The sequence below is a fragment of the Tardiphaga sp. 37S4 genome (genome assembly GCF_021044645.1).
Lineage (GTDB): Bacteria > Pseudomonadota > Alphaproteobacteria > Rhizobiales > Xanthobacteraceae > Tardiphaga > Tardiphaga robiniae.
This window is the reverse complement of sequence record NZ_CP088008.1, coordinates 4,046,500-4,061,527: the sequence shown is the minus strand read 5'-3', so window position 1 is coordinate 4,061,527 and position 15,028 is coordinate 4,046,500. Positions and strand designations below refer to the sequence as shown.

Sequence of the window (15,028 nt, the reverse complement as noted above, 5' to 3'; positions counted from 1 at the left end):
GAAGCTTCGCTTCAACCTGGGGCGGGGAGAGATCAGAAACTCAGCCGTCGATCTTGCCCGCGATGATCGGGCCGAACAGCTCCCACTTCTCGCCCTTGAAGCGCTGCATCTGCAGTTGCTCGATCGGGTAGAAGTCGGTCGCCGAGGTCGAGATGGTCACGCCGGGCAGCAATGTGTCGGGCGCGAATTCCTTGAGGTTGGCTGCTTCCTTCATGATGTTCGCGCGGGTCAGGTTGTCACCGGCCTGCTTGAGCACCTGAACGATGGTCTGCGCCTGGCCATAGCCATAGACGACCGAGCCGTCGCTCCTGTCCATGGTGGGGGCATATTTGGCGAGGAAGGCGTAGAATTTCTTCATGCCCTCGTCATTGTCCCAGCTGGAATCGGCGCCGTCCTTGGCGTAGTTCGCCGACAGGATGCCCTGGGCGATCTCGTAACCCGCCGGCTTCATCACGCCGCCGACCGAAGAGCCGACATTGCTCTGGATGAAGGTCGGTTTCCAGCTGAGCTCCGCCACTTTCTTGATCGCCTGCGCAGCGAATTTCGGCGTGGTGAAGCTGACAAAGGTGTCGGCATTGGTCGACTTCAGCTTGACGATGTGGGACTCGATGGTCGGCTCCGACACTTCATAGCTTTCCTCGGCGACAATCATCGATGCCGCCTTGGCGCCGAGACCATCCTTCAGACCCTTCAGCATGTCTTTGCCGAAATCGTCGTTCTGATACATGACCGCGATCTTGGCGTCGGGCTTTTCCCTCAGCAGATAGGCCGCATAGATCCTGGATTCGCTCTGATAGGCAGGCTGCCAGCCCATGGTCCAGGGGAAGTCCTTGTAGTCGCCGAACTTGGTCGCGCCGGTGGCCACGAACAGCTGCGGGACTTTCTTGGCATTCATGTATTTCTGAATCGCGGAATTCGACGGGGTGCCGAGCGAGCTGGCGATGAACAGCACTTCGTCGGATTCGACGAGCTTGCGGGCCTGCTCAACGGCCTTCGGCGGCGAGTAGCCGTCGTCATAGGTGATGTAATTGATCTTGCGGCCGTTGATGCCGCCCTGATCGTTGATCATCTTGAAATAGGCTTCTTCCATCTTGCCGATCACGCCATAGGCGGAGGCGGGCCCGCTATAGGGCATGATGTTGCCGATCTTGATCTCGGTATCGCTGGCGCCGGTGTCGTATTTTTTCTGGGCGAAGGCAGTACCGCCAAGGGCCGCACTGAGGGCTGCGGCAACCGTGAACGTCATTGCACGCGAGCTGAATGAAGGCATTTCTGATCTCCCTGATCTCTAGATAAAACCGCGCATATTCTTGTTTTTTGTTGAATGCTGCGGCGCGTCGGATTGAATACTTTTCCGCTGCAACTAGCAAGAAAAAGCCCCTCACGACTTTCGTCGTAAGGGGCTGTTTTATTAAGCAGTTTTAATGTTCCAGCGCGAGTTGTTGCAACGCGCTTTGTCGCTGTCTTCCCAGTCGTCATGGCCGGGACAAGCCCGGCCATGACGGAGCGTAAGACGGTCGCATTTTTGTGAACGATTAACCGCCGAGCTTGCTGTCGATCGGCGGGCCGAACACGTCCCACTTCTCGCCGGTGAAGCGCATCATGCGCAGCTGCTCGATCGGATAGAAATCGGTCGCCGAAGTGTTGATCTTGACGCCCGGCAGCAACGTGTCGGGTGCGAAGTCCTTCAGGCTGGCGGCCTGCTTCATGATGTTCGCACGCGTCAGGTCGTCGCCGGCCTGCTTCAGCACCTGAACCACGGTCTGCGCCTGGCCGTAGCCATAGGCAGCCGAGCTTTCAGCCGGATTGGCGAAGGGGGCGTATTTGGCGAGGAAGTCGAGATACTTCTTCATGCCCTCATCGTCCTTCCACTGCGGGTCGATGGCGTCCTTGGCATAGGCCAGCGACAGCACGCCCTGCGCGTTGTCGATACCCGCCGGACGCATCACTGCGCCGACCGAGGAGCCGACATTGCTCTGGAAGAACATCGGCTTCCAGCCGATCTCGGCCACCTTCTTGATCGCCTGCGCCGCGAATTTCGGCGTCGAGATCGAGACGAAGATGTCGGCGCCCGATGCCTTCATCTTGACGATGTGCGAGTCGATGGTCGGCTCGGACACTTCATAGCTGTCTTCAGCCACGATCATCGAAGTCTTCTCGCCGAGGCCGTCCTTGAGGCCCTTCAGCATGTCCTTGCCGAGGTCGTCGTTCTGGTAGAACACGGCGATCTTGCCGTTCGGCTTCTCGGTTATCGCGTATTGCGCGAAGATGCGGCCTTCGCTCTGATAGGCTGGCTGCCAGCCCATCGTCCATGGCGCGGTCTTGTACTCGCCGAACTTGGTCGCGCCGGTGGCGACGAACAGCTGCGGGATCTTCTTGGCGTTCAGGTACTTCATGATAGCGGTGTTCGACGGCGTGCCGAGCGGACCGAACACGAACAGAACTTCGTCGGATTCGACCAGCTTGCGGGTCTGTTCCACAGCCTTGGCCGGGCTGTAGGCATCGTCATAGCTGACGAAGGTGATCTTGCGGCCGTTGATACCGCCCTGATCGTTGATCATCTTGAAGTAGGCTTCTTCCATCTTCCCGATGATGCCGTAGGCCGAAGCCGGGCCGCTATAGGGAATGATGTTGCCGATCTTGATCTCGGTATCGCTCGCCCCGGTATCGTATTTCTTCTGGGCATTCGCGGAAGTTGAGAAGGCGAGAAACGCAAACGCCGCGCTCGAGAGCGCGGCGGTGCGCAGAAAGTTTCTGCAGTTCATAGGTCCTCAGTGTTTACGTAGTTTGCCTATCAAGCCCTGTGCCAAATAGGCGAGTTGCCTGGCCCCGTTCGGGAGCAGGAAGATGATGATGATCAGGATGACGCCGAACACGGCGCCAGACAGACCCTTCGAGACGTGTTCCGCGATATTCGGAACGAAGACGATGAAAGCCGCGCCGGCCAGCGAGCCCGGCAGCCAGCCGACGCCGCCGACCACCATGCCCAGGAACAGCGCAATAGCGAGCTGGATGGTGTAGCCATCCGGCGCGACGAACTGCACGGCGATGGCACCGAGACCGCCAGCAACGCCGGTGATGCCGGCGCTGACGCCGAAGGCCAGCGTCTTGTAGAGCGAGACGTCCACACCCATCGCCGAGGCGGCGATTTCGTTGTCGCGGATCGCCATCATGGCCCGGCCCGACCGCGACTTCAGCAGGTTGACCGAGAGGATGTAGATCAGGATCGTGACCGCGAGGGTGAAGAAGTACAGCCACATGTCCTGCGACACTTTCAGACCCAGCGAGGCCAGGATTTCCGGTGCATCAGGCTTGGTGACGACAAGGCCCTGCACGCCGCCGGTCCAGTGTTCGAACACGCCAAGCTTCAGGAGCTGTGGCATCGCCACCGCGAGGGCGAAGGTCGCCAGCGCGAGGTAGATGCCGGAGAGCCGAAGCGCCGGCAGGCCGAACAGGAAGCCGGCGATGAAGCAGACCAGACCAGCCACAGGAAGCGTCAGTGCGTAGTTGACGCCGACATGTTCCATGAGGATTGCCGACGTATAGGCGCCGAGGGCGTAGAACGCGCTCTGGCCGAGCGAGAACTGGCCGCTGGCGCCGGTCAGGATGTTCAGTGCGAGAACCGCGATGGCGTAGATCAGCCACATGGTCATCTGGAAGATGATGAAGTTCTTCACGAACAGTGGTGTGACGATGAGCAGCGCCAGGATGATCAGCGATGCCAGCGGGCCGAGCGCCATTGCCTTTTTGGGAACGGCAGCGACCACGGGAGCGGCGGAGACGTCTTGAACGGTGCTCATGATCAAACTCGCTTCACGATGGCACGGCCGAACAGGCCATTGGGTTTGACGACCAGCACGGTGATGATCAGCGCCAGGGCGATGGGCAGTTTCAGCTCATTGCCGACACCCGGGATATAGGTGCCGACGAGGTTCTCGAAGACGCCGACAAGGAACCCGCCAATGACAGCACCCAGTGGGCTCGTGAGCCCGCCGACGACGGCCGCGGCAAATCCGTAGATCAGCACGCCGCCCATCATGTTGGGCTCGAGGAACACGACGGGGGCGATCAGCATGCCGGCGATCGAACCGATCGCGGCCGCCATGCCCCAGCCGAGTGCAATCATCCATGACGTGTTGATGCCGACCAGCCGCGCCGATTCAGGCATCGACGCCGCTGCCCGCATCGCAAGGCCCACGCGGGTGTAGCGGAAGAAGATGAACAGCAGGACGAGCAGGATGATCGTCACGCCGATCATGCCGGCCTGATGCGTCGAGATCAGCTGGCTGCCCAGGAAGGGCGACGAGCCGAACGGCGAGGGAAACTGCTTGATGGTGAAGTCCCAGGTCAGGCCTGCGACGCTGTTGATGATGGCAAACAGCGCGATGAAGCCGGCCACGTGGGTCAGCACCGGCGCCTTGGCGAGCGGCTTGAACAAAGCCCGCTCGATGACGATGCCGCCGACAAAGGAGAAAATCAGCGTGAGCGCGAATGCGCCCCAATAGGGTATGCCCCACTGCATCATCTGCCAGGCGACGAAGGTCGAGAACATCGCCATTTCGCCCTGGGCGAAGTTCAGGTGGTCGATCGCCTGGTAGATCATGACCACGGCGAGCGCCATACAGGCGTAGATCGCGCCGGTGGCGATGCCAGCCAGGACTTGGTTGGTAAAGAGTTCCATGGCCGCCCCCTCAATATCCCAGATACGATTTACGGACGTCTTCGTTGTTCGCGATCTCGTCGGCAGTGCCGGACATCACGATGCGTCCTGTTTCGATGACATAGGCCTTGTCGGCGAGTTCGAGCGCGAGCTGCGCGTTCTGTTCGACCACAAGAATGCTGACCTTGTCCTCGCGGTTGATCTTGCCGAGGATCTTGAACAGATCCCGCACGATCAGGGGCGCAAGGCCGAAGGACGGCTCGTCCAGCAGCATCAGGCGGGGACGCAGCATCAGCGCGCGGGCGACCGCGAGCATCTGCTGTTCACCGCCGGACAGCGTGCCGGCCTGCTGGGTATGGCGCTGCTTGAGCACCGGGAAGTGGGCATACATTCGCTCGATGTCGTCACTGATCGCCTTGGTATCCTTGCGACTGATCGCGCCGAGCTGCAGGTTCTCTTCCACTGTCATGGTGGTGAAGGTGCCGCGGCCCTGCGGCACATGGGCGATGCCCAGCCGCACGATGCTTTCGGTCGACTTGTTGTCGAGCTTCTTGCCCTCGAACTCGATCGAGCCCGTGGAGCGGATCATGTTGCAGATCGAGCGCAGCGTGGTGGTCTTGCCGGCACCATTGGCGCCGAGCAGGGTGGTGAGGCTGCCTTCCTGCAGTTCGAATTCGAGGCCGTGCAGTGCCTGGACCTGGCCGTAATACGCACGCAGGTCTTTTACGTGAAGCATCGCGGTCATGAGTCTTTGTCTCCCAGATAGGCCTTGATCACAGCAGGGTCTTTCTGGACGGCAGCAGGTGTGCCTTCAGCGAGCTTCTTGCCGAAATTCAATGCGACGACATGGTCGGCGATCGACATCACGAGACCCATGTGATGCTCGACCAGGAGCACCGTCACGCCGCGATCGTCGCGGATGCGGCGGATCAGGTCGCCAAGGATGTAGACTTCCTCATGGTTGAGACCGCCTGCGGGCTCGTCGAGCAGCAGGATCTTCGGTTCGGCGGCGAGCGCACGCGCGAGTTCGACGCGCTTCTGCGTGCCGAAGGGAAGACCGCTGACGATCGTATCGGCAACGCTGTGCAGATCGAGATAATCAAGGATGTCGTTGACGTCCTTGTTGATCGCAGCTTCGCCTGATCGCACCCATGGCAGCTTCAGCGAGTCGCTGATGATGTCGCTGTTGGTGCGCGCATGTTTGCCGACGCGGACATTGTCACGCACGGTCAGGTTCGGAAACAGCGCAACATTCTGGAAGGTGCGGCCGATGCCGATCTCGGAAATCTTGTGCGCCGGACGATTCAGGATCGTCTGACCGTCCATCAGGATATCGCCCTTGCTCGGCTGGTAGAGCCGGCTGAGACAATTGAACAGCGTGGTCTTGCCGGCGCCGTTCGGTCCGATGAGGCCAAGGATGTGGCCCTGTTGCATGTCGAACGAGACGCCGTTCAACGCGATGATGCCACCGAACACAACGCTGACGTCGCGAACCGAAAGCAGCGGCGCCGTCGATGCGACGGGCGCGCGCTCTGCGAGTTGTGCCTGCGTCATGTGCGGCGCCCCTCGATCGTCGGCTGCGGCGAAGTCTTGCGCAGGTCACGACGATGAAGGCTGTCAGAGCCCTTCAACAATGCGTGCAACTTTCCCTCCTGATTTGATTTTTTTGCTGTCGAGTTTTTTGGATTGTGGTGCAGCTGTTCCCCCGAGCGCCGCTTCGATGTTTCTTACCATCGCCAATAGCCGAGGTCCAATATCGTTGAGCAAGCGCTCTTCCGTGAAACGGAACGCGGGCGCGCCGCAATTAAAGGCATAAGGACCGGTGCCGTCATTCAATGTCATTGCAACACCGGCAGCGTGCACATCGTCCTGCCACTCGCCAGCCGAGATGACGAAGCCGTGGCGCGCGACCATTTCGCCTGCGCGCTCAAGCCCGTCGCGCATCTTCGACCAGCGATGTCCGTAGTGCTCGCGAAATTCGCGCAATAATTGGGCACGTTCTTCCGGTGGCAATGCCCAGAAATAGGCGCGGCCCATCGCCGTGGTTGCAATGGGAATGCGCGAGCCGACGTCGAGTTGAACGCCGACAGTGAGACTGGAACGGCTCTGCCCAAAATAGATCATGCTCAATCGATCGCGCGCGCCGACTGCGCAGGCGCCGCCGGTCTGCCGCATCAATTCGTCGCGAAATGATTCCGAGAGATGCTTAACGCCCAAGTTCGCAAGTGCAGCATACCCTAGGGCCATAGCTGCTGGCGCGAGCTGATACTTCTCGAAGCGTGGCACAGGTGTAAGGTAGCCCAATTTCGTGAGTGTGTAAGTCAATCGCGAGATGGTTGGCTTCGGCAATTTGGTGCGGGCGGCAATCTCCTGATTGCCGAGAAGTCCGTCATTGGGGCGAAATGCACGCAAGACATCCAGGCCGCGAGCCAATGCGACGACGAAATTGCGATCTGTCGCCACATTCTTCGCTGGACGTTTCATGCTTCCCAAAATTTGGTTTTGTCAGTTTCATACGATTGCACCACGGCCCTCGTTGACAAGGGACGCTCTTCAAAATAACCCTCCGTGTCAAGATGTGGAATTAAATTTCGCAGTGCGAAACTAAGAAAATCAGACCGGTAAACGTAGCCAAGGAGAATGCCGTGAGCGATGTCGTAAAGCTTGAACGTCATGATGAAGTCGCCATCGTCACGATCAACTCTCCCCCTGTAAATGCGCTGAGTGCGGCGGTTCGCCGCGGCATTTTTGAGAACGTCAAAACGGCCGCTGCCGATCCTGCCGTGAAGGCGATCGTCATCGCATGCGCAGGCCGTACCTTCGTTGCCGGCGCTGACATCACCGAATTCGGCAAGCCGCCGCAGTCGCCCGGATTGAGCGAAGTCATCTCGGAAATCGAGAATTGTTCCAAACCGGTGATCGCCGCGATCCATGGCACCGCGCTCGGCGGCGGCCTCGAGCTCACACTCGGCTGTCATTTCCGCGTGGCGACAAAAGAAGCCAAGCTCGGTCTGCCCGAAGTGAAGCTCGGCCTCCTGCCGGGTGCCGGCGGAACGCAGCGCCTGCCGCGCGCAGTCGGTCCTGAACTCGGCGTCAAGATGGTCGTCACCGGCGATCCGATCAGCGCTGCTGAAGCCTTGAAGAACGGTCTGATCGAAGAGATCGTCGAAGGTCCGGCCTCGGGCGCAGAAGCCTTCGCGCGCAAGGTGATCGCCGAAAAGCGTCCGCTGCGCCTGCTGCGTAACGACGATTCCAAGCTCGCCGCCGCTCGCGCCGATCGCACCATCTTCACCAACGCCGCCGCAGCCGCCAACAAGAAGAACCGCGGCATGAATGCGCCGCTGGCCTGCGCCGAAGCCGTCAGCTGGACGCTCGATGTGCCGTTCGACGAGGCGCTCAAGAAGGAGCGCGAGATGTTCCTCAAGCTGGTCGCCGACGACCAGTCCAAGGCACAGCGTTACGCGTTCTTCTCAGAACGAGAAGCTGCCAAGGTCCAGAACGTGCCGGAAGGCGTCAAGCCGCGTCCGGTCGAGCGCGTCGCCATCATCGGCGCCGGCACCATGGGCGGCGGTATTGCGATGTCCTTCGCCAATGCCGGTATTCCCGTCACGCTGATCGAGACCGGCGAGGAGCAGCTCAAGCGTGGTCTCGGTATCATGCAGAAGAATTACGAGGCGACTGCAGCGCGCGGCGGCATTCCTGCCGATGCGCCGGCCAAGCGCATGGCGCTGATCAACGGCGTCGTTGGCCTTGAGAACGTCAAGGATGTCGATCTGGTGATCGAGGCCGTGTTCGAAACCATGGCGATCAAGAAGGAAGTGTTCACCGCGCTGGATGCCTATGCCAAGCCGGGCGCCATCCTCGCCAGTAACACCTCGTATCTGAACATCGACGAGATCGCAGCTGTCACCAAGCGTCCGCAGGACGTGCTCGGCATGCACTTCTTCTCGCCAGCCAATGTCATGAAGCTGTGCGAAATCGTCCGCGCCGACAAGACCGCGCCGGATGCGCTCGTCACCGCTGTCGCTGTCGCCCGCAAGATCGCCAAGGTGCCGGCCGTGGTCGGCGTCTCCGACGGCTTCGTCGGCAACCGCATGCTAGCGGCCCGCTCCAAGCAGTCCGAGAAGTTGCTGTTCGAAGGCGCGCTGCCGCAGCAGGTCGATGCCGTCGTCACCAAGTTCGGCATGCCGATGGGTCCGTTCGCCATGGGCGATCTCGCTGGCCTCGATATCGGCTGGCGCTCGCGCAAGGATCGCGGCATCACCTCGCCAATCGCCGACGCGCTCTGCGAAGCCGGCCGCTTCGGTCAGAAGACCGGCAAGGGCTATTACAAGTATGAAGCCGGCTCCCGCGCGCCGGTGCCGGATCCGGAAGTCGAGAAGCTCATCGACGATACCTGCCGGAGCCTGGGCCTGACCCGTCGCGCCGTCAGCGACCAGGAAATTCTGGAACGCATGATGTATCCGATGATCAACGAGGGTGCCCGCATCCTCGAAGAGAAGGTCGCCTCGCGCCCGAGCGATATCGACGTGATCTGGCTCTATGGCTATGGCTGGCCGATCTATCGCGGCGGCCCGATGTTCTATGCCGATCAGGTCGGTCTCAAGCAGATCGTCGAGCGCCTGCAGTTCTATGCCAAGCAGACCAACGATCCGTCGCTGGAGCCGGCTGCGCTGCTGAAGAAGCTGGCGGATGAAGGCAAGACGTTTGCGTCACTGGCGAAGGGCTAGTTGTGGTGACGCGAGCACGATGTGCTCTCCTCCCCCTTGCGGGGAGGGGCCGGGGGCGGGGGTCCCCGGGCGACGTCACTTGTGGCTTACCCCCCTCCCTGACCCTCCCCCGCAAGGGGGGAGGGAATATTGGCGCCGTGCGCTCCTTATGTAAGCAGGCCACGCCATGACCCATCCGGGCGAACAGCACTACCCACCGGGCGTTACCTGGGACGCGCCGATTGCGCGTGGGTCGCTGCCGGGTCTGCTTGCCGACTCCGTTGCAAAACATGGCGACCGCACCGCCATCGAATTTCGGGATCAGCCGATCTCGTTCAATGATCTGCAGGCGCGCGTCGATATCGTCGCTGCCGCGCTGATGCGCGCCGGCTATGGCAAGGGCTCCTCCATCGGCATCTTCCTCGGCAATACGCCGGATCATCCGGTGCATTTCTTCGGCGGTCTCAAGGCCGGCGCGCGGCTCGTGCATCTGTCGCCGCTCGATGGCGAGATCGCGCTGTCGCACAAGCTCAAGGATTCCGGCGCACGCGTGCTGGTGACGAGCAACCTCGCGGCGTTGCTGCCGATGGCACTGAAGTTTCTCGACAAAGGCCTGCTCGATCGCCTGATCGTCTGCGAGGATGACGACTGGGGCCCCGTCAACAATCCGCAGCTGCCGCTGCCGGAAAATCCCGCCATCGTCACTTTCCGCAATTTTACCGCAGGCGCCACGCCGCCGACGCAGTGGCCCGAGATTTCAGCGGATGATGTGGCGCTGCTGCAATATACCGGCGGCACCACCGGCCTGCCCAAGGGCGCGATGCTCAGCCACGGCAATCTGACCTCGGCGGTCTCGATCTATAATCTATGGGGCGCGCCGGCACGCGCCGGGCGCAATCGGATCGAGCGCGTCATCTGTGTTTTGCCGTTGTTTCACATCTATGCACTGACCGTGATCCTGCTGAGCCGCATCAGCCTCGGCGACACCATTTCGCTGCATCAGCGTTTCGATGTTAGCCGCGTGCTCGACGATATCGAGAAAAAGAAAGCCACCGTATTTCCCGGCGTGCCCACTATGTGGATCGCCATCGCGGCCGATCCGTCGCTTGAGACGCGCGATCTGTCGTCGTTGGTGTCGGCGGCCTCCGGCGGTGCGCCGCTGCCCGATGAAGTGGCGCGTCTGTTCGAACGTAAAACGGGCCTGTCGCTGAAGAGCGGCTGGGGCATGACCGAAACCTGCTCGCCCGGCACCAGCCATCCGCCCGGCGGTCTCGACAAGCCGGGCTCGATCGGCCTGATGCTGCCGGGGATCGAGATTGACGTGGTGTCACTCGATGACCCGACCAGGGTGCTCGGTGTCAACGAGACCGGCGAAATTCGCATCAAGGGGCCGAACGTCACCAAAGGCTACTGGAACCGCGCGCAGGAGAGTGCCGAGTCATTCGTCGGCGATCGCTTCCTCACCGGCGATATCGGCTACATGGATGAAGACGGATTCTTCTATCTGGTCGATCGCAAGAAGGACATGATCATCTCCGGCGGTTTCAACGTCTATCCGCAGATGATCGAGCAGGCGATTTACGAACATCCCTCCGTACAGGAAGTGATCGTGATCGGTGTCACCGATCAGTATCGCGGCGAGGCGGCCAAGGCCTTTATCAGGCTGCGCAATGGCGCAGCGCCGTTCACCATCGACGAGCTGCGCGCGTTTCTCACCGGCAAGCTCGGCAAGCATGAACTGCCGGCAGCTTTGGACTTCGTCGACGACTTGCCGCGCACCGCGGTCGGAAAACTCTCGCGCCACGCCTTGCGCGGGTTGCAACCCACGCCCATCATGAACCAAGAAACAACCTCGCAACAACAAACCGCCTCTGGAGGACCCCGCCCATGACCGAAGCCGTTATCGTTTCCACCGCCCGTACGCCGATCGGCAAGGCCTTTCGCGGCGCCCTCAATGCCACCGAAGGCGCGACGCTGCTCGGCCATGCGATCGAGCATGCCGTCAAGCGCGCCGGCATCGATCCCAAGGAAGTTGAGGACGTCGTGATGGGCGCAGCCCTGCAGCAGGGCGCGACCGGCGGCAACATCGCACGCAAGGCGCTGCTCCGCGCCGGTCTGCCGGTCACGGTTGGCGGCACCACCATCGATCGTCAGTGCGCTTCGGGCCTGCAGGCGATTGCACTGGCTGCGCGTTCGGTGATCTTCGACGGCGTCGAGATCGCGGTCGGCGGCGGCGGCGAGTCGATCTCGCTGGTGCAGAACGAGCACGCCAACAAGTTCCACACCGTCGATCCCGAACTGATGAAGATCAAGGGCGACGTCTATATGCCGATGCTTGACACCGCCGAGACGGTGGCCAAGCGCTACAACATCTCGCGCGAACGCCAGGACGAATATTCGCTGGAGAGCCAGCGCCGCACCGCGGCCGCGCAGCAGGGCGGCAAGTTCAACGACGAACTGGCGCCAATCGCGACCAGGATGGGCGTCGTCGACAAGGCGACCGGCGAAGTCTCGTTCAAGGATATCACGCTGTCCAAGGATGAAGGTCCGCGTCCGGAAACCACTGCCGAAGGCCTCGCCGGCCTGAAGGCTGTGCGCGGCGACGGTTTCACCATCACTGCCGGCAATGCCTCGCAGCTCTCGGACGGCGCCAGCGCCACCGTGATCATGAGCGACAAGCTCGCCGCACAGAAGGGCCTCAAGCCGCTTGGCATTTTCCGCGGCTTCGTCTCTGCCGGCTGCGAGCCGGACGAGATGGGCATCGGTCCGGTGTTCGCCGTGCCGCGCCTTCTGAAGCGCCATGGTCTCAAGATCGAGGACATCGATCTCTGGGAGCTCAATGAAGCCTTCGCCGTGCAGGTTCTGTACTGCCGCGACAAGCTCGGCATCGATCCGGAAAAGCTCAACGTCAATGGCGGCGCGATCTCGGTCGGCCATCCCTATGGCATGTCGGGCGCACGTCTCGCCGGTCACGCACTGATCGAAGGCCGTCGCCGCAAGGCGAAGTATGCCGTTGTCACCATGTGCGTCGGCGGCGGCATGGGCTCCGCCGGCCTGCTCGAAATCGTTCAGTAATTACACATCTGCTCACAAGGAGGATCCGATGGATCTGAGCTTCAGCAAAGAAGAAACAGCATTCCGCGACGAGGTGCGCACCTTTTTCCGCGAAAGCCTCGACCCGGCGGTGCGCAAGAAACTGCAGGAAGGTCACCACACCAGCAAAGACGACCTGGTGAACTGGCAGCGCACGCTCAACAAGAAGGGCTGGGCCGTCCCGCATTGGCCGCAGGAATATGGCGGCACCGGCTGGAGTGCCGCGAAGCAGTACATCTTCCTGGAAGAGCTGCAGAAGACCCCCGCGCCGCCGCCGCTGCCGTTCGGCGTCAACATGGTTGGCCCGGTGATCTACACTTTCGGCAATGAGCAGCAGAAGAAGCACTTCCTGCCGCGCATTGCGAATATGGACGACTGGTGGTGCCAGGGCTTCTCGGAGCCGGGCTCGGGTTCGGACCTTGCCTCGCTGAAGACCACGGCGAAGAAGAAGGGCGATACCTATATCGTCAACGGCCAGAAAACCTGGACCACGCTGGCGCAGCATGCCGACTGGATCTTCTGCCTTTGTCGCACCGACCCCGATGCGAAGAAGCAGTCGGGCATCTCCTTCATCCTCATCGACATGAAGTCGAAGGGCATCACCGTCCGCCCGATCCAGACCATCGATGGCGGCGTCGAAGTCAACGAAGTGTTCTTCGATGAGGTCGTGGTGCCGGCCGAGAATCTGGTTGGTGAAGAGAACAAGGGCTGGGATTACGCCAAATTCCTGCTTGGCAACGAGCGCGTCAACATTGCGCGCGTCGGCATGTCTAAGGAGCGCATCCGCCGCATCAAGGAGCTGGCGTCCAGCGTCATGTCCGGTGACAAGCCGCTGATCGAGGATCCGCAGTTCCGCCAGAAGCTCGCGGCTACCGAGATCGAGCTCAAGGCGCTCGAACTGACGCAGATGCGCGTCGTCGCCGCCGAAGGCAAGCACGGCAAGGGTAAGCCGGATCCGGCCTCGTCGATCCTCAAGATCAAGGGTTCGGAAATCCAGCAGACGCTCACCGAGCTGCTGCTCGAAGTCACCGGCCCGTTCGCACTGCCGTTCATGCCGGAAGGCGAGGGGCAGAACGAAGAGGGCGACTGGGCCTCGCCGATCGCGCCGACCTATTTCAACTACCGCAAGGTGTCGATCTATGGCGGCTCCAACGAGATCCAGCGCAACATCATCGCGAAAGCGGTGCTGGGGCTTTGATGTCTTCCTTCTCCCCGCTTGCGGGGAGAAGGTGGTCCGATTGCGCGTAGCGCATTCGGACCGGATGAGGGGGAGCCTCCGCCGGCTCGGTGCCCGCGGATAGTCCCCCTCACCCGAAGGCTCCGCTTCGCTCGCCCTAACCTCTCCCCGCAAGCAGGGAGAGGTTAGGGAGCTTAAACACATTCACACGCGCGTTACGCGCGATCCGAGAGAGAAAGACCATGGATTTTGATTTGTCGGAGGAGCAACGCCTCCTCAAGGACAGCGTCGACGGCCTGCTGAAATCGTCCTACGAATTCGAGGCTCGCAAGAAGTATCGCGCCGAGAAGGGCGGCTGGAGCCGCGACGTCTGGGGCAAGTTTGCCGAACAGGGCCTGCTCGGTCTGCCGTTCTCGGAAGATGACGGCGGCTTCGGCGCCGGCCCGATCGAGACCATGATCGTGATGGAAGCACTGGGCCGTAATCTCGTGGTCGAGCCCTATCTTGATACAGTCGTGCTCGGCGGCGGTTTCCTGCGCCGCGCCTCTGCGGAGCAGCGTGCTGCGCATCTGCCCGGGATCATCGACGGCTCCAAGACCATGGCTTTCGCACAGGTCGAGCGTGACTCACGCTATGACCTCGGGGACATCAAGACGTCGGCCAAGAAGAGCGGTTCGGGCTACATGTTGTCCGGCGAGAAGTTTGTGGTCGGTCACGGCGACACCGCCGATACGCTGATCGTCACCGCGCGCACCGCGGGTGGCCAGCGCGATGCCAAGGGCGTTGGCGTGTTCCTGGTGCCGGCCAGTGCCAAGGGCGTCGACATCAAGGGTTATGAGACGCAGGACGGCAGCCGCGCCGCCGATATCAAGCTGAACAATGTCGAGGTCGGCGCAGATGCTGCGATCGGCAATGCCGAGGATGGCTTGTCGATCGTCAATCAGGTCGTCGATGACGCCCGCATCGCACTGTGTGCCGAAGCGGTCGGTGCGATGGAAGAGGCACTGAAGATCTCCGTCGAATACATCAAGGAGCGAAAGCAGTTCGGCGTCGCCATCGGCTCGTTCCAGGCGCTGCAGCACCGTGCGGCCGACATGTTCACCGCGCTGGAGACCGCGCGCAGCATGTCGTACCTCGCCTCGATGGCCTCGAGCTTCACCGATCTCGACGAACGCACCAAGACGGTCGCCGCTGCCAAGGTGCAGATCGGCCGTTCCGCGCGCTTCGTCGGCCAGGGTGGCGTGCAGCTGCATGGCGGCGTCGGCGTGACCATGGAGTACAAGATCGGCCACTACTTCAAGCGGCTGACCATGATCGAGCAGCAGTTCGGCGACGCCGATTATCACCTGCGCCGCGTCGCGCAGGCGGGCGGGATCACGGAGTAACTCT

At 61.4% G+C, this 15,028-nt stretch carries 12 protein-coding genes; 5 read left to right on the top strand and 7 right to left on the bottom strand.

Features of this window, described 5'->3' with window-relative positions:
• Window positions 1–40: 40 nt before the first annotated feature.
• The 7 genes from LPB73_RS19240 to LPB73_RS19210 form a co-directional block, all read right to left on the bottom strand.
• Window positions 41–1,246 (bottom strand): ABC transporter substrate-binding protein, encoded by a 1,206-nt coding sequence (locus LPB73_RS19240; protein ID WP_231081190.1) that lies wholly within the window; start codon window positions 1,244–1,246, stop codon window positions 41–43.
• 289 nt (window positions 1,247–1,535) lie between these two features.
• Window positions 1,536–2,765, bottom strand: a complete 1,230-nt coding sequence (locus tag LPB73_RS19235) for an ABC transporter substrate-binding protein (protein WP_231077867.1) — start codon at window positions 2,763–2,765, stop codon at window positions 1,536–1,538.
• A 6-nt stretch (window positions 2,766–2,771) separates the two neighbouring features.
• Window positions 2,772–3,800 (bottom strand): branched-chain amino acid ABC transporter permease, encoded by a 1,029-nt coding sequence (locus tag LPB73_RS19230; protein WP_120288677.1) that lies wholly within the window; start codon window positions 3,798–3,800, stop codon window positions 2,772–2,774.
• A gap of 2 nt (window positions 3,801–3,802) precedes the next feature.
• Window positions 3,803–4,681 carry a branched-chain amino acid ABC transporter permease gene (locus LPB73_RS19225; RefSeq protein ID WP_089261600.1) on the bottom strand — a complete coding sequence of 293 codons (879 nt, stop codon included), beginning with the start codon at window positions 4,679–4,681 and terminating at the stop codon, window positions 3,803–3,805.
• A gap of 10 nt (window positions 4,682–4,691) precedes the next feature.
• A complete protein-coding gene (locus tag LPB73_RS19220; RefSeq protein WP_089261598.1) occupies window positions 4,692–5,405 on the bottom strand; it encodes an ABC transporter ATP-binding protein in 714 nt (237 codons plus the stop codon).
• The gene (locus LPB73_RS19215; protein ID WP_089261596.1) at window positions 5,402–6,214 is read right to left on the bottom strand and encodes an ABC transporter ATP-binding protein; all 813 of its coding nucleotides are present in this window, start codon (window positions 6,212–6,214) and stop codon (window positions 5,402–5,404) included. The genes LPB73_RS19220 and LPB73_RS19215 overlap by 4 nt, the downstream gene beginning before the upstream one ends.
• 63 nt (window positions 6,215–6,277) lie before the next feature.
• Window positions 6,278–7,144 carry an IclR family transcriptional regulator gene (locus LPB73_RS19210; RefSeq protein ID WP_120288678.1) on the bottom strand — a complete coding sequence of 289 codons (867 nt, stop codon included), beginning with the start codon at window positions 7,142–7,144 and terminating at the stop codon, window positions 6,278–6,280.
• A gap of 161 nt (window positions 7,145–7,305) precedes the next feature.
• Here LPB73_RS19210 and LPB73_RS19205 point away from each other — a divergent pair, with 161 nt between their 5' ends.
• The 5 genes from LPB73_RS19205 to pimD all read left to right on the top strand — a co-directional run bounded on the left by LPB73_RS19205 (window position 7,306) and on the right by pimD (window position 15,024).
• Window positions 7,306–9,390, top strand: coding sequence for a 3-hydroxyacyl-CoA dehydrogenase NAD-binding domain-containing protein (locus LPB73_RS19205; RefSeq protein ID WP_120288679.1), 2,085 nt, complete (start codon window positions 7,306–7,308; stop codon window positions 9,388–9,390).
• A gap of 166 nt (window positions 9,391–9,556) precedes the next feature.
• Window positions 9,557–11,260, top strand: coding sequence for a dicarboxylate--CoA ligase PimA (gene pimA / locus LPB73_RS19200; protein WP_120288680.1), 1,704 nt, complete (start codon window positions 9,557–9,559; stop codon window positions 11,258–11,260).
• Entirely contained in the window at window positions 11,257–12,444 is a 1,188-nt protein-coding gene (locus LPB73_RS19195; protein WP_089261588.1) for an acetyl-CoA C-acyltransferase, read from the top strand. The genes pimA and LPB73_RS19195 overlap by 4 nt, the downstream gene beginning before the upstream one ends.
• A 28-nt stretch (window positions 12,445–12,472) precedes the next feature.
• Window positions 12,473–13,660 (top strand): pimeloyl-CoA dehydrogenase large subunit, encoded by a 1,188-nt coding sequence (gene pimC, locus LPB73_RS19190; protein ID WP_089261586.1) that lies wholly within the window; start codon window positions 12,473–12,475, stop codon window positions 13,658–13,660.
• Between the two features lie 221 nt (window positions 13,661–13,881).
• Window positions 13,882–15,024 carry a pimeloyl-CoA dehydrogenase small subunit gene (gene pimD / locus LPB73_RS19185; protein ID WP_120288681.1) on the top strand — a complete coding sequence of 381 codons (1,143 nt, stop codon included), beginning with the start codon at window positions 13,882–13,884 and terminating at the stop codon, window positions 15,022–15,024.
• The last annotated feature ends 4 nt before the right edge of the window (window positions 15,025–15,028 follow it).

What these genes read in the sequence shown, in the direction of transcription:
- LPB73_RS19235 (WP_231077867.1), bottom strand. Translation starts at nt 2,765, where the DNA reads ATGAACTGCAGAAACTTTCTGCGCACCGCCGCGCTCTCGAGCGCGGCG.
- LPB73_RS19240 (WP_231081190.1), bottom strand. Translation starts at nt 1,246, where the DNA reads ATGACGTTCACGGTTGCCGCAGCCCTCAGTGCGGCCCTTGGCGGTACT.
- pimA (WP_120288680.1), top strand. Translation starts at nt 9,557, where the DNA reads ATGACCCATCCGGGCGAACAGCACTACCCACCGGGCGTTACCTGGGAC.
- LPB73_RS19225 (WP_089261600.1), bottom strand. Translation starts at nt 4,681, where the DNA reads ATGGAACTCTTTACCAACCAAGTCCTGGCTGGCATCGCCACCGGCGCG.
- LPB73_RS19215 (WP_089261596.1), bottom strand. Translation starts at nt 6,214, where the DNA reads ATGACGCAGGCACAACTCGCAGAGCGCGCGCCCGTCGCATCGACGGCG.
- LPB73_RS19220 (WP_089261598.1), bottom strand. Translation starts at nt 5,405, where the DNA reads ATGACCGCGATGCTTCACGTAAAAGACCTGCGTGCGTATTACGGCCAG.
- LPB73_RS19195 (WP_089261588.1), top strand. Translation starts at nt 11,257, where the DNA reads ATGACCGAAGCCGTTATCGTTTCCACCGCCCGTACGCCGATCGGCAAG.
- LPB73_RS19210 (WP_120288678.1), bottom strand. Translation starts at nt 7,144, where the DNA reads ATGAAACGTCCAGCGAAGAATGTGGCGACAGATCGCAATTTCGTCGTC.
- LPB73_RS19230 (WP_120288677.1), bottom strand. Translation starts at nt 3,800, where the DNA reads ATGAGCACCGTTCAAGACGTCTCCGCCGCTCCCGTGGTCGCTGCCGTT.
- pimC (WP_089261586.1), top strand. Translation starts at nt 12,473, where the DNA reads ATGGATCTGAGCTTCAGCAAAGAAGAAACAGCATTCCGCGACGAGGTG.
- pimD (WP_120288681.1), top strand. Translation starts at nt 13,882, where the DNA reads ATGGATTTTGATTTGTCGGAGGAGCAACGCCTCCTCAAGGACAGCGTC.